The sequence below is a fragment of the Vibrio sp. 10N.286.46.A8 genome (genome assembly GCF_041470165.1).
In the GTDB taxonomy this organism is placed as follows: domain Bacteria; phylum Pseudomonadota; class Gammaproteobacteria; order Enterobacterales; family Vibrionaceae; genus Vibrio; species Vibrio tasmaniensis_A.
Window position 1 is genome coordinate 1 of record NZ_JBFRLX010000151.1, and the last position, 17,476, is coordinate 17,476.

Consider the following 17,476-nt stretch of genomic DNA (forward strand, 5'->3'; position numbering starts at 1 on the left):
ATTAATCCTGATGTTGAATGTTTAGTTTTAACTTTATGCTCAATATCGAAACCGTTGCGCCCTTAGCTCAGCTGGATAGAGTACCTGGCTACGAACCAGGCGGTCGGAGGTTCGAATCCTCCAGGGCGCACCACATTATTAGAGAAAGCCTCGTTTTTACGAGGCTTTTTTTATGTTTGCTATAAATTTGTTGCAACAATGTTAAATTTGTGATGTTTTTAACTTGTTGTATTTAAAGTAATTCTTGATTGCTTCTTTGTTATTCTACCTTTCTCATATCAATTCTCAGAAAAGCCCCGTTTAAGTCACAGTTTAAATATCTAAAAATGACTCATTTGACAGATTTATGTGATCTGATAGGCGAATAATTAACCTTATGTGTGCGTTATCCGTAACAGAACCTTAAACAAAATTGACAAACTTTTACCAATCGAGATAATCCATGGGTCGGGATCACTATTCGCTGAAATCCTGTACGTATGTCAGGATGACGAAGAAAGGAAGCAACATGACTAATATTGGAAGCCTGCTAGGAGATGCGGCGACTCTAATGATAACGGGGATGTCCGTTGTCTTTATTTTCTTAACTATTCTAGTTTACCTCGTTCGGTTGATGTCAAAACTGGTACCAGAAGAAGTACCGGAGCCGATCGCAGCACCTAAAAAAATTCAAAAATCACAATCAAACCCTTCAGCTGTTAGTCCACAGGTAGTGGCAGCAATTTCGGCCGCGGTTCATCAATACCGTGCGTCTACTGCTAAGTAGCATTTAAAGGATTAAAAAGGAGTTTATGAGCATGTCTAAACCACTAGCTATCACAGATGTGGTACTTCGTGACGCGCACCAGTCACTATTTGCTACTCGTATGCGTATCGAAGATATGCTGCCAATTGCGGCAGAACTGGATAAAGTCGGTTACTGGTCACTTGAGACTTGGGGCGGCGCAACGTTTGATTCGTGCATCCGTTTTCTTGGAGAAGATCCGTGGGAACGTTTACGAGAGCTGAAAAAAGCGATGCCCAACACACCAATGCAGATGCTACTGCGTGGTCAAAATTTATTGGGTTACCGTCACTACGCGGATGATGTAGTAGAAAAGTTTGTTGAACGTGCCCATAGTAACGGCATGGACGTATTCCGTATTTTTGATGCGATGAATGACGTACGTAACTTTGAAACCGCAGTGAAAGCAACGATTGATGTTGGCGGCCACGCTCAAGGTACGTTGTCTTACACAACCAGTCCGGTTCACAACTCAGATACGTGGGTTGATTTGGCTAAGCGCCTAGAGGATCTAGGTTGTCATTCACTATGCATCAAAGACATGTCAGGTTTATTAAAGCCTTATGAAGCGGAAGAGCTAATCACTCGCATCAAAGCGTCTTGTGATGTGCCTCTAGCGCTGCATAGCCACGCGACAACGGGTCTATCAACCGCTACAGCCGTTAAAGCTGTTGAAGCGGGTATTGATATTCTAGACACCGCAATCTCTTCTATGAGCTGTACTTACGGCCATACACCAACCGAAACGGTTGTTGCTATGCTAGAAGGCACAGAGCGCGACACGAATCTCAAACTAGACCAAATCGAACCAATCGCGGCTTACTTCCGTGATGTACGTAAAAAGTATGCGAAATGGGAAGGCCAGCTAAAAGGTGTCGATTCTCGAATCTTGATCGCTCAAGTTCCTGGCGGCATGTTAACCAACATGGAAGGCCAGCTTAAAGAGCAAGGCGCTGCCGATCGCATGGATGAAGTTCTAGAAGAGATCCCACGCGTACGTAAAGAGTTGGGTTACATTCCTTTGGTAACACCTACTTCTCAGATTGTCGGTACTCAAGCGGTTATCAATGTTCTAACGGGTGAGCGCTACAAGAGCATCACTAAAGAGACTGCGGGTCTACTGAAAGGCGAATACGGTCAAGCTCCTGCTGAGGTTGATGCTGAACTGCAAGCGAAAGTGTTAGATGGTGCTGAGCCAATCACGTGTCGTCCTGCTGATTTACTTAAGTCTGAAATGGATACGTTAACGACTGACCTTTTAGAAAAAGCGAAATCAGATGGTATTTCACTCGCTGAAGATACCGTTGATGATGTACTGACGTACGCACTATTCCCACAAGTGGGTCTTAAGTTCCTTAAAAACCGTCACAACCCTGAAGCGTTTGAACCTGTACCAACGGCTGAAGCTGCAACTCCTGTTACGGCGGCACCACAACCTGCTGCTGGCGGCATTGAGAGCTACAGCGTGAAGGTTGATGGTCAAGTTTATGATGTTGAAGTTGGCCCTCAAGGTGAACTGACATCGGTATCTCCATCAGCGAAACCTGCACAAGCAGCTCAAGCAGCACCTGCTGCGGCTTCTGATGCAGAAGCGGTTCCAGCTCCATTAGCCGGCAACATCTTTAAAGTCATCGTTCAGGCGGGTGCTGAAGTGGCCGAAGGTGATGTTCTTCTGATCCTAGAAGCGATGAAAATGGAAACGGAAGTACGAGCTGCTCGCAGTGGTATCGTTCAAGAATTGAATGTTAAAGAAGGCGATGCAGTTACTGTAGGCGCTCCACTACTAAGCTTAGCGTAAGGGAGTACCATGGAAGGATTGATGACCTTATGGTCTGAAACAGGGATTGCTAACTTTGAGTTCGGCCAGATCTGTATGATGTTGGTTGGTTGCTCACTGTTGTTTTTGGCAATTCGCAAAGGGTTTGAACCTTTACTGCTGTTACCTATTGGTTTTGGTGCTGTATTAGCCAATATTCCAAATGCTGGATTCACGGATCCCGGCGGTTTGCTTTACTACGTTTACTACATTGGTATTGAAACTGGCATTTTTCCACTGCTGATCTTTATGGGTGTTGGAGCTATGACGGACTTTGGTGCGTTGATTGCTAACCCTAAAACACTGTGGCTCGGGGCTGCTGCTCAGTTTGGTATATTCGCAACACTATTTGGCGCGATCTTGCTGAACTATGTACCAGGAATGGAGTTCTCAATGGCAGATGCTTCGTCAATTGCGATCATTGGTGGTGCCGATGGCCCAACCGCGATCTTTTTGGCGAGCAAGCTATCTCCTGATCTATTAGGTGCGATTGCGGTAGCGGCGTATAGCTACATGGCTTTAGTTCCTATTATTCAGCCACCAATCATGAAAGCGTTAACGTCTCCTGAAGAGCGCCAAATTAAGATGGCTCAACTTCGTCATGTAAGCAAAGCTGAGAAGATCCTTTTCCCGCTAGCTGTACTGCTGATGACGATTTTGTTCCTACCTTCAGCAACCCCTCTAGTAGGTATGTTCTGTTTGGGTAACTTAATGCGTGAAGCGGGTGTGGTTGATCGTCTTTCAAAAACAGCCCAAAACGAACTGATTAACGTTGTGACTATTTTCCTTGGCCTAGGTGTTGGCTCTAAGCTTCAAGCAGACACGTTCTTGAACTTAGAGACGTTAGGTATCCTTGGGTTAGGTGCGGTCGCATTCAGTATTGGTACGGCTGGTGGTGTATTGATGGCGAAGCTGCTGAACCGCTTCTCGAAAGAAGACATTAACCCACTGATTGGCGCAGCTGGTGTATCAGCGGTTCCGATGGCGGCTCGTGTTGTGAATAAGGTTGGACTTGAGGCAAATCCTCAGAACTTCCTGTTGATGCATGCGATGGGGCCGAACGTAGCGGGTGTACTTGGTAGTGCCGTTGCAGCGGGTATCCTATTAGCTCTCGTAGGTTAATGAGTTACTTGGCTATGCTGCTCGTTACGTTAATTGGTCGTCAATTTACGCATGAGCGGTTAACTTCGTCTTATTAAATGGTTTATAGTCAAAGGGATGCTTTCGCATCCCTTTCCTTTTATTAATTAGGGTGCTTACTCATCAGGGCTTCTATCAATCAAGGAAATGTGGAAATGGAAAATAAACAGATTGCGATTACTCAATTCGGCGGCGTCGAAAACCTCAGTATTCAAACCAGTGCTATTCCTGAGCCAAAGGCCGGAGAAGTGGTGGTTAAAGTTTCCTTTTCAGGCATTAATCCTATTGATGTGAAAACCCGTGCAGGCCTTGGTTGGGCGGCAGCACAAAACAAAGACAACCTTCCTTGGGTTCCTGGTTACGATATTTCAGGGCAAATTGTTACGCTAGGCGAACAGGCAGAGCGTTTTACTGTTGGTGATAACGTCGCCGGATTTATTGGTTTTCCACTGCAAGGTGGCGGTTATAGCCAGTATGTGTGTGTTCCAGAAGTCGCATTAAGTATGGTCCCAGACTCGGTTGCGTTAGAAGCGGCTGCAGCTTTACCACTCGCTAGCCAAACCGCAGCACAAGCGCTTAACAAAGCGGAAGTGAAAGAGGGCGATCGCGTACTCATCTTAGCGGGTGCTGGCGGCGTTGGTCATCTTGCGGTTCAAATCGCAGTGGCTGCAAAAGCTGAGGTTTACACGACCTGCAGCGAGGCCAACCTTGATTACCTTGCTACATTAGGCGCTCATGCGATTAACTATAAATTTGCGCCAGCATCGGAAAGAGTCTCTGATGTTGATGTACTGATTGATTTAGTGGGGGGTGATACCGCGCTTGATGCGTTGAAGTGTTTGAAAGATGGTGCGAGAGTGGTAACGGTGCCTACGCTGTCTGCTGAATTAATTTGCGAGAAAGCGACATTATTGGGTTTCACCGCTTCAGGTATGCTCGTTGAGCCAAATCCAGAGCAAATGGACACTATGCTTTACATGGTTAGCGTAGGATTGCTCAAAACAGAAATTCAAACTATCTACCCGTTAGATGAAGCACAGTCGGCGCATCTACAAGTAGAAACCGGACACACCAGAGGCAAGGTACTACTTAAAATGCAAGAAGGTTGATATGCAGTGCTAGAGTTCTTTAATTCTCTTTTTGAAAACATAGCGTTGTGGTTTTCTGACTCGGCGCTGTGGGTGCTCTTCATTAGTGGCTTCTTGAGTGCCACATTGTTACCAGGGGGCTCAGAAGCAAGCCTTGTGGCAGCATTGAGCTTAGATCAGTTCTCAACATCATCTATTATTCTTCTGGCGACACTCGGTAATACTTTAGGCGGGCTGACCAACTATTGGATTGGTTTGTGGCTGCCTAATCGAACTCAATCTGAAAAGCATGGTCATAAGGCTATGGCTTGGCTGAGCCGCTATGGCTATTGGACACTGTTATTCAGTTGGTTGCCGATCATTGGTGACCCTTTGTGCTTGGCCGCGGGTTGGTTAAGAATGAAATTTATTCCTAGCGTTATTTTGATAGCGATTGGCAAAGCCGCTCGCTACAGCTTACTTTCTGCTATCTACTTCGGTTTTTTCTAAGGAGAACCTATGAAAAAGGTTTTACTTGGTACATTTTCTCTTATCGCCATTGCAGGCTGTTCTTACAATGTACCTAGCTCTACACCCTTCTTTTCCTCGTTACCTGAAGGTGTCACTCTGTTAGAAGAGGTTAAGCCTTCTAAAGATAAAGTGGTGATCCCTTACACCAAATATCAGCTTGAAAACGGCCTGACAGTTATTCTTTCCCCTGATGATTCTGATCCTCTTGTACATGTGGATGTTACCTATCATGTCGGCTCAGCTCGTGAAGAAATAGGCAAATCGGGCTTTGCTCATTTCTTCGAACACATGATGTTCCAAGGCTCTGAGAACGTCGGTGACCAGCAGCACTTTAAGATCATTACCGAGGCGGGTGGCTCGTTAAACGGCACGACTAACCGTGATCGTACTAACTACTTTGAAACCGTTCCATCTAACCAACTTGAGAAAATGTTGTGGTTAGAATCAGACCGAATGGGTTTTTTATTGGATGCGGTTTCTCAGAAGAAATTCGAAGTTCAAAGAGGCACGGTTAAAAACGAACGTGCTCAAAGTTATGAAAACCGTCCTTATGGCTTGATGTGGGAACGCATGGGTGAAGCGCTTTACCCTGAAGGTCACCCTTACTCATGGCAACCAATCGGTTATGTGGAAGATCTAGACCGTGTTGATGTGAATGACCTTAAGGCGTTCTTCCTACGTTGGTACGGCCCAAATAATGCGGTACTGACTATCGGTGGTGATATCGACGTTGATGACACGCTAGAGTGGGTTAATCAGTACTTTGGCCCAATCCCTCAAGGTCCGGAAGTTAAGGCTGCTGAGAAGCAACCAGCTGTTCTAACAGAAGATAAGTACATCACGTTAGAAGACAACGTTCGTCAGCCGATGGTGCTTGTTGGTTGGCCAACAACCTACCGCGGTGAAGATACGCAAGCTTCACTGAATGCGCTGTCTAACGTGTTAGGTTCAGGGACCAACAGTTATCTGTACCAAAACCTCGTAAAAACGCAAAAAGCGGTGAGTGCTGGCTCTTTCCACGATTGTGCTGAGCTCGCTTGTACTATGTATGTCTATGCGATGGGTGACTCAGGTGAAAAAGGGGATTTGACGGTTCTAAATAAAGAACTGATGGAAACCCTAGAACAATTTTCGAAAGGCGGTGTGGAACAAGATCGTCTAGATCAAATTACCGGCATGGCTGAAGCGAATGCGGTGTTTGCACTGCAAAGTGTTAGAGGCAAGGTTTCACAGCTCGCGTCAAATCAAACCTTCTATGGCCAGCCTGATCGTATTGAATCACAACTCGATCAAATCCGAGCTGTTACCCCTGAAAGCGTAAGCAAGGCGTATCAAGATTTTATCGAAGGTAAGCACAAGGTTACCTTGAGTGTGGTTCCTAAGAAAAAACTCGACTTAGCGGTTCGCGAGGCTACATTTAGCACTCCTGCTCGTACCCTTCCTGAATACAGCAAAGTGACAGAAGAACAATTGGATTTCAGAAAGGCACCGAACACATTTGATCGCAGCGTGATGCCTGAAGTGAACTTTGGTGTTGAAGCGACCATGCCTGAGCTGTATCGCATGCATTTTGCTAATGGTACTGACTTGATTGGTACTGTGACTAGCGAAACGCCGACAGTGCAGCTACAAATTCAACTCCCTGCGGGTGAGCGCTATGTTGGTAAAGGTCAAGAGGGTTTGGCGAACCTAACTGCATCGATGATGGAAGAAGGTTCGACTAAACGAACGGTTGAAGAGTTGCAGGCTACCTTAGATAAGCTGGGTAGTAGCGTTAGCATTAGTGCTGGCAGCTATACCACTGATATTTCAGTCTCGACGTTAGAGAAAAACCTGCCTCAAACCTTAGCGATCGTGCAAGAAGTTCTATTTGAGCCTAAGTTTGATGTTCAAGATTTCGAACGCGTTAAGAGTCAGATGTTAGAAGGCGTAATCTACCAGCATCAACAACCGAGCTGGATGGCTTCTCAAGCAACCCGAGAAGTGTTGTTCGGTAGCAGTATTTTTGGTCGAGCGAGTGATGGCACCAAGGACTCTCTAGAATCGTTAACTCTAGACGATGTAAAACTGTTTTACAGTCAGCACTATACTCCTGAGGGAGCTAATATTGTTATTGTAGGGGACATCTCGAAGGAGGAGGTTGGAAAGCAGCTTCAGTTCTTTGAAGAATGGCAAGGTGACGCTGCACCACTCACTCGTCCACAGATCATCAAGGAGCTTTCGGGGCAGAACTTGTACTTAGTGGATAAGCCGGGAGCACCACAAAGTATTGTACGCTTAGTTCGTAAAGGGTTACCGTTTGATGCGACCGGTGAATTGTATTTAAGTCAATTGGCTAACTTTAATTTAGCCGGTAACTTCAATAGCCGTATCAACCAGAACCTGCGTGAAGACAAGGCCTACACTTACGGTGCAAGCGGTTACTTTGCGAGTACGCGTGAAACTGGTGCGGTAGTGTTTAGTGCTCAAGTTAGAGCCAATGCGACGGTTCCATCGATTCAAGAGTTTATTGCTGAGCTAAATGAATTTAGTCAGAGTGGATTAACTGACGAAGAGGTGAAATTTATGCGCCTTGCCGTCGGTCAACAAGATGCGCTTAAATACGAAACACCAAGTCAAAAGGCTGGATTGTTGAGTAATATTGTTACGCTGAGCCTTGATGAAGACTACCTACAGCAGCGCAACCAGATAGTAGAAACGGTTTCAAAAGAGACTTTAAATGAGCTCTCGAAGAAATGGTTTGACCCGAATGATTATCAAATAATTGTTGTTGGTGACGCGACTTCGCTGCGCCCTCAATTAGAAAAGTTAGATATTCCAATAGAAGAGCTTGAAATCATTCGTTAGAGTACACATTAAAGGGGGAGGGAAGAGATTCTACTTTTCTCCTCCAACCTAATTTATGATAGTTCTAATAAGAACAATATAAGATAAGTGAACAGAATTTTGACTGATTTTGCTGCGCGACTAAAGCAAGTTGCAACCAACCCTAAGACCTTCTCTCAATTTGGTCGTGGTGTTGAAAGGGAAACATTGCGCTACACGGAAGATGGGCATCTTGCTACTGGGCCGCACCCTAAGGCTTTAGGATCTGCGTTGATGAACGAATGGGTAACGACCGATTTCTCTGAGTCGCTACTGGAGTTTATCACGCCTGTTTCTAACGACGTTCCGACGCTTTTGAATCAGTTGTCTGATATCCATCACTTCACTCAAACCAAGTTAGACGGCGAAAAGCTGTGGCCACTCTCTATGCCTTGTTATGTGGGGAGTGAAGATTACATTCAGCTTGCGCAATACGGTACTTCTAACAACGGTAAGATGAAGACGCTATATCGTGAAGGCCTAAAGCGTCGCTACGGTAGTCTGATGCAGATTATTTCGGGTGTTCACTTCAACTTCTCTTTCCCAGAAAGCTTTTGGGACAGTCTGTTTGGAGAGCAAACCGAAGAAGCGCGTTGCGAAGCTAAATCAGATGCGTACTTCGGTTTGATTCGTAATTACTACCGCTTTGGTTGGTTAATCCCATACTTCTTCGGTGCTTCACCTGCGCTATGTTCTTCTTTTGTTAAAGGAAGAGAAACCAACCTACCTTTTGAAAAGGTTGGAGAAACACTGTATTTACCAAAAGCAACGGCATTGCGCTTGAGTGACCTTGGTTACACCAACAGTGCACAAAGTGTATTGAAGATTGGCTTTAACAGCCTAGACCAATACCTTGAAGGTTTGAACCAAGCGATTCGTACGCCATCGGAAGAGTTTGCTGAGATTGGCACTAAGGTTGATGGGGAATACCGTCAGCTAAATAGCAACGTACTGCAAATTGAGAATGAGCTTTATGCTCCAATCCGTCCTAAGCGTGTGGCGAAAAGTGGCGAGAAACCATCTGAAGCACTGGCTCGTGCTGGCGTTGAGTACATCGAGGTTCGCTCTTTAGACGTAAACCCATTCAGTTCAATTGGTATCAATGAACAGCAAGTTCGCTTCTTAGATTTATTCCTAACGTGGAGCGTGTTATCAGACTCTGCTGAAATGGATAACTGCGAGCTTGAATGCTGGCGCGATAACTGGAATAAGGTGATCTTAGAAGGTCGTCAGGTTGGTTTAGAGCTCAAGATTGGTTGTGATGGCGAAAGACTGTCCCTGCAAGACTGGGCTAAAAATGTATTCAAAGATCTTCGAGTTATCGCTGAGTTGATGGATGCTGAGCAAGGTGGTCGTGCATACCAAGAAACGTGCGATACGCTTGAAGCCTGGATTGATAACCCAGAGTTGACCATTTCTGGCCAGTTATTAGAAGAGACCAAGAAATTGGGTGGTTTGGGTAAAGTGGGTTGTGCGTTAGGAAAAACGTATGCTCAGCAACACAAGGCACACCAATATAAAGTTTATTCTGCTGAGTTAATGGAAGCGGAAGTTCAACGCTCTGTCATTGCTCAACAGCAAAGTGAAGAAGCGAGCACTCAAGATTTTGATAGTTTCTTAACGGACTATTTTTCATATTTAAAAGCATAGCGAGACTTTGGTGGAAAGGAAGCAAACCTTATTAGGTCAGTCTACTCATGTGGGTGGAAAATGGTTACCTGTCGTGACTGTTGGTATTGTCTCTAGCCTATTGGTTGGATGTGCGACGCCTCCTCCTAAGCAGCAAAATAATATATGCAGCATCTTCAGAGAGCACCCTTCTTGGTATGAAGATGCGGTCGATATGCAAGATGAGTGGGGCACACCGATTAACGTCGCGATGGCTTTTGTTAAACAAGAGAGCAGCTTTCGACATGATGCGCGTCCACCAAAAGATTATATTCTTGGCTTTATACCGTGGGGAAGAGTCAGTAGTGCCTACGGCTATGCACAAGCTCAAGACCCTGCTTGGGAAGACTTTCAAAAAGCGACCAATAATGGTGGTTCGAGAACCAATTTTGATGATGCATTGATGTTCATTGGTTGGTACACCAGCGAGACGCGCCGTCAGTTAGGGATCTCATTATGGGACCCGTATAACCAATATCTGGCTTATCATGAAGGCCGTGGTGGCTATAAACGCAAATCATACAACAGCAAACCATCGTTGATTAAGGTGGCTCGCAAAGTCGAACAGCAAGCAAAAGATTATGGATGGCAACTTAAACAGTGCCGAAAAGAACTAGAAGACAATCGAAGTTGGTTTTTTTAAAGCCAATCGTCATGGAGAATAGCAATGCCTTTATTAGATAGTTTTACTGTTGATCATACGCGCATGAACGCACCTGCAGTTCGTGTTGCTAAAACAATGCAAACCCCAAAAGGGGATACCATTACGGTATTTGACCTGCGTTTTACTGCGCCAAACAAAGATATCCTATCTGAGAGAGGTATTCATACTCTCGAGCACCTATACGCTGGGTTCATGCGTGCTCACCTCAATGGCTCTGCGGTTGAGATCATTGATATTTCGCCTATGGGTTGTCGTACCGGTTTCTATATGAGCTTGATTGGTACGCCTTCAGAGCAGCAAGTGGCTGAAGCTTGGTTAGCGGCTATGCAAGACGTACTGAAAGTTGAGAACCAGAATAAGATCCCTGAGTTGAACGAATACCAGTGTGGTACTGCGGCAATGCATTCCTTAGATGAAGCTAAAGAGATTGCGAATGCAATCATCGCTACCGGTATTTCAGTAAACAAAAATGATGAACTGGCATTGCCAGAGTCGATGCTTCAAGAGCTTAAAATCGACTAATCACTTTTCTTTACTTTAGATGCGCTTCACTCTAGATACATTTCAATCTAGAGGCAGAGCGAGTTAGATACTAAAAGGCCCGGTTCAATGAGCCGGGCCTTTTGTTGTAGAGGGACTTAGTTGGTAACTCTCATATAATGAGTCGCCTCTATCCGTTTACGATCTGCGGAAACACACGCACCAGCTTGATGCGATTCTCTTCGAGCTCAACAATTTCCATTGGATGGCTGGCAACCTGAACACTCAGGTGACTCTCTGGAATATCTTCAAGATGCTCCAGTATCAAACCATTAAGTGTTCTTGGTCCATCGGTAGGTAGTGCCCACTGCAAACCTTTGTTGATATCTCGGATATTAGCGCTACCTTCAATCAAGAAGCTACCATCGCTTTGCGGTGTGATTTCTTCAGATAAACTTGGCGCGATTGAAGTCGTAAATTCGCCCACGATCTCTTCGAGAATATCTTCGAGGGTAACCAAACCGTTAATATCGCCATACTCATCAACAATCAAACCGATACGCTGTTTGTTGCGTTGGAATTTAAGCAGTTGGGTGTTAAGCGGTGTCGCTTCCGGAATAAAGTAGATCTCATCTGCAGCACGCAGCAGGGTCTCTTTATTGAATTCGTTCTTTTCGAGCATCAAGCGATAAGCTTCACGTAGCCTCAGCATGCCAACCACTTCATCTATCTGATCACGGTACAGCACGATGCGACCATGAGGTGAATGAGTGAGCTGACGCACGATCGATTTCCAGTCGTCATTGATGTCGATGCCAGTGATTTCATTCCTAGGTACCATGATGTCATTCACGGTGACGTGTTCTAAATCGAGAATAGACACCAACATATCTTGGTGACGCTGTGGTATTAGGCTACCCGCTTCATTTACTACCGTTCTAAGTTCTTCTGAGCTTAGATGATCGGTTGCATCATGGTTAGCTTTAACGCCTAAGATACGAATGAAGCCATTGGTAATAAAGTTGACCAAGATAACCAATGGAGATAGCACCTTCATCAGTACTATTAATAGAATACTGCTGGCGTAAGAAACTCGTTCAGGGAAAAGAGAAGCGATGGTTTTTGGTGTAACCTCAGCAAACACGAGGATCACTAGGGTCAGGGCTCCGGTTGCGATTGCAACGCCGATATCTCCGTAGATACGCATACCAAGAATAGTCGCGATCGCGGATGCAAGAATATTAACGAGATTGTTGCCGATGAGAATAAGGCCAATCAATCTGTCTGGGCGACTTAGAAGTTTTTCTACGCGTTTGGCACCTTTATGACCCGTATTGGCCAAGTGCTTTAAACGGTAGCGGTTCAAGGACATCATGCCCGTTTCGGAACCAGAGAAATAACCAGAAATTACAATGAGACACGCGAGTAGCGCAAATAAGATACCCGTTGATATGTCGTCCAAAACTATTATTTTCCTTTTTGTGTATCTTGATTAATTTATGACCGAACATGGTCGAGATGTCAATTGAATGTATCGTACTCAATATTTTAAAGGCAAGGTGTGTGAGACCTTGCCTTCATTATACAGACTAATTCAGGATTATTTCCTGAACGAAGCGGCTACCGAAGTAAGCTAATGTGAGCATGGTGGCACCCGCAAGGGCAAACCATGTAACTTTTTGCCCACGCCAACCTTTTTGATAGTGACCCCAAAGAAGGATGGAATAGATGACCCAAGCTATAAAAGACAATACTGCTTTATGTGCTTTACCTTGAGCAAACATATCTTGTACGAAGATAAGTCCAGTTAATAAAGTACCTGTTAACAAACCATTACCGATTAAAATGATCTTGAAAAGCTGTCTTTCCACCATCATTAAAGGAGGTAGGTTAGGGTTTATCACTAACGCTTTTTTCTTTTTAAGTTTGTGATCTAGCCACGCGAGTTGCATAGCGTATAGCGCACCGATGGTAAGTGTCGCGTATGAGAACAGAGCTAAAGATATGTGTAGCAACAGCTTTGGGTCATTCTCTAAGTGTTTGATGAAGGTGCTAGGAAGAAAAGTGGCAGCCATTAGATTTAGAGCAGCGAAGCTATAAACAACAGGTAAGATGAACCACAAACGTGTTTTGAGCATAGCACCGCTCATGACCACAGATATGATTAAACTGATTAAAGAAGCAACGTTTAAGATACTGAGGTTTTGACCACTGGCATTAAAGATTAAATCGCCAAGCAACCAAGCATGGAAAGCTAAAGCAAGTAATGCGCTGATAAACACCGTTTTTACACGGATTCCTGTTTGGTGCACGAGACCTGGAATGATCGTGAAAATCGCCATTGTATAAAGAAAGGCTGCTGCGATCGCAATAAGACTGTCCATGGTATCCATTTAAATGATTACTAATTGGCGAATTATACCTCGCATCGCTCTTTGGGGCTATGGTGAACCTCATTCAATTCCAAGTGAATAATGTCTCACATCACATGCGTGGATGATTAACGCTCCACAACGGGTATGACTCTAATCCGCGCTAATGTATACTCACAGTAATAGTCGCAGTTTTGAGCGAAGAGAAAACTATGTTTGATAATTTAACGGATCGTCTATCCAAAACGCTGAAAAACATCAGCGGTAAAGGTCGCCTGACCGAAGACAATATTAAAGAGACGCTGCGTGAAGTACGTATGGCGCTACTTGAAGCCGACGTTGCACTGCCAGTTGTCCGTGATTTTGTTAAGCGCGTAAAAGAAGGCGCTGTGGGTGTCGAGGTTTCTAAATCTCTAACACCTGGTCAAGAATTCATTAAGATCGTTCAAGCTGAACTTGAAGCTGTGATGGGAGAGTCTAACGAGGCTCTTGACCTAGCAGCACAACCGCCAGCAGTTATCTTAATGGCGGGTCTACAAGGTGCGGGTAAAACCACATCGGTAGGTAAGCTATCTAAGCTCCTGACTGAGCGTGATAAGAAGAAAGTTTTGGTTGTGTCTGCCGACGTTTACCGTCCAGCCGCGATCAAACAGCTTGAAACCTTAGCAAGCGATGTGGGTGTCGACTTCTTCCCATCTTCAGCTGACCAAAAGCCTCTTGATATTGCAAACGCTGCAATCGACCACGCGAAGAAGAAATTCTACGACGTGCTAATTGTCGATACTGCCGGTCGTTTGGCTATCGATGAAGAGATGATGGGTGAAATCAAAGAGCTTCATACTGCCATTAAACCAGTAGAGACGCTGTTCGTTGTTGATGCTATGACAGGTCAAGATGCTGCGAATACTGCAAAAGCCTTTGGCGATACGCTACCACTAACCGGTGTTATCTTAACGAAAGTGGATGGTGACGCGCGTGGTGGTGCTGCACTGTCTGTTCGTCACATCACAGGTAAGCCGATTAAATTCTTAGGTGTTGGTGAGAAAACTGACGCACTAGAACCATTCCACCCAGATCGTGTTGCTTCTCGTATCCTTGGTATGGGCGACGTACTGTCTCTTATTGAAGACCTACAGAAAAACGTTGATACCGAGAAAGCAGAGAAACTGGCTAAGAAGTTCAAAGAGAAGAAAGGCTTTGACCTTGAAGACTTCCGTGAGCAACTTGGTCAGATGAAAAACATGGGCGGCATGATGGGCATGATGGATAAGCTTCCAGGCATGTCTCAACTACCAGACAACGTTAAAGATAAAGTTGATGACAAGATGTTCAAGCAAATGGAAGCGATCATCAACTCTATGACAATGAAAGAGCGTCAGCGCCCAGACCTAATCAAAGGCTCACGCAAAAAGCGTATTGCTGCAGGTTCTGGTACGCAAGTACAAGATGTAAACCGTATGCTTAAACAGTTCACTCAAATGCAGAAGATGATGAAGAAAATGCAGAAAGGTGGAATGAAAGGCATGATGCGCAACATGCAAGGCATGATGGGCGGCGGTGGAGGTATGGGCGGAATGGGTGGTGGTTTTAACCCGTTTGGCCGATAATCTACAAATGTAAGCTTTAGCTACGTTACTTTTCATAGTGTTAGCCGTGTCACAGAAAGTGAGCGGTGGCTATGTTGGTGAAAAAATAGCTAAAGCCCTTGCATTGCCCCGGAATAAGAGTAAAATTCCGGGGCTTTAATTTGGCACGAGACCCCAAGCTATTTACTTATACTTGGGGTTAATTATTTTATTAAGAAAGCAAAGAGGACGACATGGTAACCATTCGTTTGGCACGTCACGGTGCAAAGAAGCGCCCATTTTATCAAATCGTAGTTGCGGATAGCCGTAACTCTGTAACTGGCCGTTTCATCGAGAAAGTAGGTTTCTTTAACCCTACTGCTCAAGGTCAAGAAGAAGGTCTACGTCTAGACCTAGATCGTGTTAACCACTGGGTTGGTCAAGGCGCATCTCTATCTGACCGCGTAGCTAAGCTAGTTAAAGACGCTCAAAAAGCGGCTTAATTCTTTTTTAAAAAGAGAAATAGCTTATGTCGATGAAGGGTAAAGAAACGATGAGCGAGCAAAACGAAAGAATTGTTATGGGTAAACTTGGGTCTACCTATGGTATTCGTGGCTGGCTTAAAGTTTTCTCCTACACAGACAATGCTGAAAGCATATTTGATTACAGTCCTTGGTATTTAAAGCTAAAGGGCGAGTGGGTTGAGTATAAAGTTGAAAGCTGGAAACGTCATGGTCAAGGCTATGTATGTAAGCTAGCGGGATTAGATGTACGTGAAGACGCGCAACTGATGACCAACTTTGAAATTGCTATTGACCCTGCTTCATTACCTGAATTGTCAGAAGATGAATTCTACTGGCGCGAATTGTTCGGTATGCAAGTTTTTACCACTAAAGGTTACAACCTTGGTGAGGTCACTGACCTATTAGAAACTGGCTCGAACGATGTTCTAGTAATCAAAGCAAATCTTAAAGATGCTTTTGGCCAAAAGGAACGGTTAATCCCGTACCTTGAAGAGCAAGTGATCAAGAAAGTTGATCGCGAAGCTCGCCGGATCGAAGTTGACTGGGATCCTGGATTCTAACTCCAAATTACAGAGCGAGAGAACACATGTGGGTTGGCATTATTAGCCTTTTTCCTGAAATGTTCCGTTCTGTTACTGATTTTGGAGTAACAGGTCAAGCGGTTAAAAAAGGTCTTTTATCTATTGAAACATGGAATCCTCGTGATTTCACTCATGATAAACATCGCACTGTTGATGACAGACCTTACGGTGGTGGTCCTGGCATGTTAATGATGGTTCAGCCTTTGCGCGATGCTATCCAAACAGCCAAACAGGCAGCACCGGGAAAGACGAAGGTTATTTACCTTTCACCTCAAGGTCGTAAACTCGACCAACAAGGTGTTGAAGAGCTGGCAACAAACGAGAACTTGCTTCTTATTTGTGGTCGCTATGAAGGTGTAGATGAGCGCATCATTCAATCTGAAGTCGACGAAGAATGGTCGATTGGAGATTTTGTGATGACGGGTGGCGAGCTGCCAGCCATGACGTTGATTGATTCAGTATCTCGGTTTGTTCCGGGTGTACTTGGAGATTTCGCATCAGCAGAAGAAGATTCTTTTGCAAATGGTTTGCTAGATTGTCCCCATTATACGCGCCCTGAGGTGCTAGACGATAAAGATGTGCCATCGGTACTCAAGTCTGGAAACCATAAGGACATTCGTCGCTGGCGATTGAAACAATCGTTGGGCCGAACTTGGCTAAGAAGACCAGAACTCCTGGAAAACCTAGCTCTGACTGACGAACAGGAACAATTACTGGCTGAATTCATTAAAGAGCAACGCTCTTAACGAAAAGCAAGCAGTAACCTATTAAATTTAGTATCAGTTTATTCTAGGAATTTATACAAATGAGCAACATCATCAAGGCTCTTGAAGAAGAGCAACTAAAATCAGACCTTCCTAAATTCGCACCAGGTGACACTGTTGTAGTTAAGGTTAAGGTAAAAGAAGGTGACCGTGAGCGTCTACAGGCTTTCGAAGGCGTTGTAATCGCTATTCGTAACCGTGGTCTACACTCTGCATTCACAGTTCGTAAGATCTCGAATGGTGAAGGCGTAGAGCGTGCGTTCCAAACTCACTCTCCAATGGTTGATAGCATCGAAGTTAAACGCCGTGGTGCAGTACGTCGTGCCAAGTTGTACTACCTACGTGAGCGTTCTGGTAAGTCAGCTCGTATTAAAGAGAAGCTTACTAAGAAGTAATTCTTTTTGCATTCTATCGATAAAAGCGGAGCCATTTGGCTCCGCTTTTTTGTGTCTGCTATTTAGAGTCTCACAGGTAAGAGATCCCCAACTCGCTCGTTCCTCACTCTTGAGGATAACGAATGGGTAACCGGAATCTGGCATTGAGTGATGAAGATTTATTGAGGTAAAGGCTCAGTAGGTAGGCTGTGGCTAATAGAATCCCGTAGTGACAGTAACCGTCATTCCCTAGACTGACGAAGGAAGGAGTAGGGAATCTC

At 44.8% G+C, this 17,476-nt stretch carries 16 protein-coding genes and 1 tRNA gene; 15 read left to right on the forward strand and 2 right to left on the reverse strand.

The genetic code is table 11. The features are described 5' to 3' along the window. Nucleotides 1–56 precede the first annotated feature (56 nt). The 10 genes from AB4232_RS14955 to luxS all read left to right on the forward strand — a co-directional run bounded on the left by AB4232_RS14955 (nt 57) and on the right by luxS (nt 11,057). Nucleotides 57–133, forward strand: a tRNA-Arg gene (locus tag AB4232_RS14955). A gap of 375 nt (nt 134–508) precedes the next feature. Next, entirely contained in the window at nt 509–766 is a 258-nt protein-coding gene (locus AB4232_RS14960) for an oxaloacetate decarboxylase subunit gamma (protein ID WP_004741884.1), read from the forward strand. Between the two features lie 31 nt (nt 767–797). Next, a complete protein-coding gene (gene oadA / locus AB4232_RS14965) occupies nt 798–2,582 on the forward strand; it encodes a sodium-extruding oxaloacetate decarboxylase subunit alpha (protein ID WP_009847618.1) in 1,785 nt (594 codons plus the stop codon). A 9-nt stretch (nt 2,583–2,591) separates the two neighbouring features. Then, entirely contained in the window at nt 2,592–3,722 is a 1,131-nt protein-coding gene (locus AB4232_RS14970) for a sodium ion-translocating decarboxylase subunit beta (RefSeq protein WP_009847617.1), read from the forward strand. 173 nt (nt 3,723–3,895) lie between these two features. Further along, entirely contained in the window at nt 3,896–4,849 is a 954-nt protein-coding gene (locus tag AB4232_RS14975) for an NADP-dependent oxidoreductase (RefSeq protein ID WP_135444290.1), read from the forward strand. A 6-nt stretch (nt 4,850–4,855) separates the two neighbouring features. Continuing rightward, nucleotides 4,856–5,317: a YqaA family protein gene (locus AB4232_RS14980; RefSeq protein WP_017103836.1), complete on the forward strand. Its 462-nt coding sequence runs from the start codon at nt 4,856–4,858 to the stop codon at nt 5,315–5,317. Between the two features lie 9 nt (nt 5,318–5,326). Continuing rightward, nucleotides 5,327–8,185: a M16 family metallopeptidase gene (locus AB4232_RS14985; RefSeq protein ID WP_372087442.1), complete on the forward strand. Its 2,859-nt coding sequence runs from the start codon at nt 5,327–5,329 to the stop codon at nt 8,183–8,185. 99 nt (nt 8,186–8,284) lie between these two features. After that, nucleotides 8,285–9,853, forward strand: coding sequence for a glutamate--cysteine ligase (gene gshA, locus AB4232_RS14990; protein ID WP_372047686.1), 1,569 nt, complete (start codon nt 8,285–8,287; stop codon nt 9,851–9,853). Nucleotides 9,854–9,863: 10 nt separating this feature from the next. Continuing rightward, a complete protein-coding gene (locus tag AB4232_RS14995) occupies nt 9,864–10,514 on the forward strand; it encodes a hypothetical protein (RefSeq protein WP_083994557.1) in 651 nt (216 codons plus the stop codon). Between the two features lie 24 nt (nt 10,515–10,538). Further along, nucleotides 10,539–11,057 (forward strand): S-ribosylhomocysteine lyase, encoded by a 519-nt coding sequence (gene luxS, locus AB4232_RS15000; protein WP_009847612.1) that lies wholly within the window; start codon nt 10,539–10,541, stop codon nt 11,055–11,057. A 148-nt stretch (nt 11,058–11,205) separates the two neighbouring features. Here luxS and AB4232_RS15005 read toward each other — a convergent pair whose 3' ends face one another. Next, nucleotides 11,206–12,477 (reverse strand): HlyC/CorC family transporter, encoded by a 1,272-nt coding sequence (locus tag AB4232_RS15005; RefSeq protein WP_372087443.1) that lies wholly within the window; start codon nt 12,475–12,477, stop codon nt 11,206–11,208. Between the two features lie 127 nt (nt 12,478–12,604). Beyond that, nucleotides 12,605–13,399: an inner membrane protein YpjD gene (locus AB4232_RS15010; RefSeq protein WP_065678058.1), complete on the reverse strand. Its 795-nt coding sequence runs from the start codon at nt 13,397–13,399 to the stop codon at nt 12,605–12,607. Nucleotides 13,400–13,599: 200 nt separating this feature from the next. Here AB4232_RS15010 and ffh point away from each other — a divergent pair, with 200 nt between their 5' ends. From ffh to rplS, 5 genes are all read left to right on the forward strand, one after another. Further along, the gene (ffh, locus tag AB4232_RS15015) at nt 13,600–14,994 is read left to right on the forward strand and encodes a signal recognition particle protein (protein WP_004735506.1); all 1,395 of its coding nucleotides are present in this window, start codon (nt 13,600–13,602) and stop codon (nt 14,992–14,994) included. Between the two features lie 212 nt (nt 14,995–15,206). After that, nucleotides 15,207–15,455: a 30S ribosomal protein S16 gene (gene rpsP, locus AB4232_RS15020; RefSeq protein ID WP_004735508.1), complete on the forward strand. Its 249-nt coding sequence runs from the start codon at nt 15,207–15,209 to the stop codon at nt 15,453–15,455. Between the two features lie 26 nt (nt 15,456–15,481). After that, nucleotides 15,482–16,036 (forward strand): ribosome maturation factor RimM, encoded by a 555-nt coding sequence (gene rimM, locus AB4232_RS15025; RefSeq protein ID WP_009847609.1) that lies wholly within the window; start codon nt 15,482–15,484, stop codon nt 16,034–16,036. 26 nt (nt 16,037–16,062) lie between these two features. Then, nucleotides 16,063–16,803, forward strand: coding sequence for a tRNA (guanosine(37)-N1)-methyltransferase TrmD (gene trmD / locus AB4232_RS15030; protein WP_009847608.1), 741 nt, complete (start codon nt 16,063–16,065; stop codon nt 16,801–16,803). Nucleotides 16,804–16,862: 59 nt separating this feature from the next. Further along, a complete protein-coding gene (rplS, locus tag AB4232_RS15035; RefSeq protein WP_009847607.1) occupies nt 16,863–17,216 on the forward strand; it encodes a 50S ribosomal protein L19 in 354 nt (117 codons plus the stop codon). Nucleotides 17,217–17,476: the final 260 nt, after the last annotated feature.

Bases quoted from the DNA above. Each gene is read 5' to 3' on its own strand.
- AB4232_RS14960 (WP_004741884.1), top strand. From the start codon at position 509: ATGACTAATATTGGAAGCCTGCTAGGAGATGCGGCGACTCTAATGATA.
- oadA (WP_009847618.1), top strand. From the start codon at position 798: ATGTCTAAACCACTAGCTATCACAGATGTGGTACTTCGTGACGCGCAC.
- AB4232_RS14970 (WP_009847617.1), top strand. From the start codon at position 2,592: ATGGAAGGATTGATGACCTTATGGTCTGAAACAGGGATTGCTAACTTT.
- AB4232_RS14975 (WP_135444290.1), top strand. From the start codon at position 3,896: ATGGAAAATAAACAGATTGCGATTACTCAATTCGGCGGCGTCGAAAAC.
- AB4232_RS14985 (WP_372087442.1), top strand. From the start codon at position 5,327: ATGAAAAAGGTTTTACTTGGTACATTTTCTCTTATCGCCATTGCAGGC.
- luxS (WP_009847612.1), top strand. From the start codon at position 10,539: ATGCCTTTATTAGATAGTTTTACTGTTGATCATACGCGCATGAACGCA.
- AB4232_RS15010 (WP_065678058.1), bottom strand. From the start codon at position 13,399: ATGGACAGTCTTATTGCGATCGCAGCAGCCTTTCTTTATACAATGGCG.
- ffh (WP_004735506.1), top strand. From the start codon at position 13,600: ATGTTTGATAATTTAACGGATCGTCTATCCAAAACGCTGAAAAACATC.
- rpsP (WP_004735508.1), top strand. From the start codon at position 15,207: ATGGTAACCATTCGTTTGGCACGTCACGGTGCAAAGAAGCGCCCATTT.
- rimM (WP_009847609.1), top strand. From the start codon at position 15,482: ATGTCGATGAAGGGTAAAGAAACGATGAGCGAGCAAAACGAAAGAATT.
- trmD (WP_009847608.1), top strand. From the start codon at position 16,063: ATGTGGGTTGGCATTATTAGCCTTTTTCCTGAAATGTTCCGTTCTGTT.
- rplS (WP_009847607.1), top strand. From the start codon at position 16,863: ATGAGCAACATCATCAAGGCTCTTGAAGAAGAGCAACTAAAATCAGAC.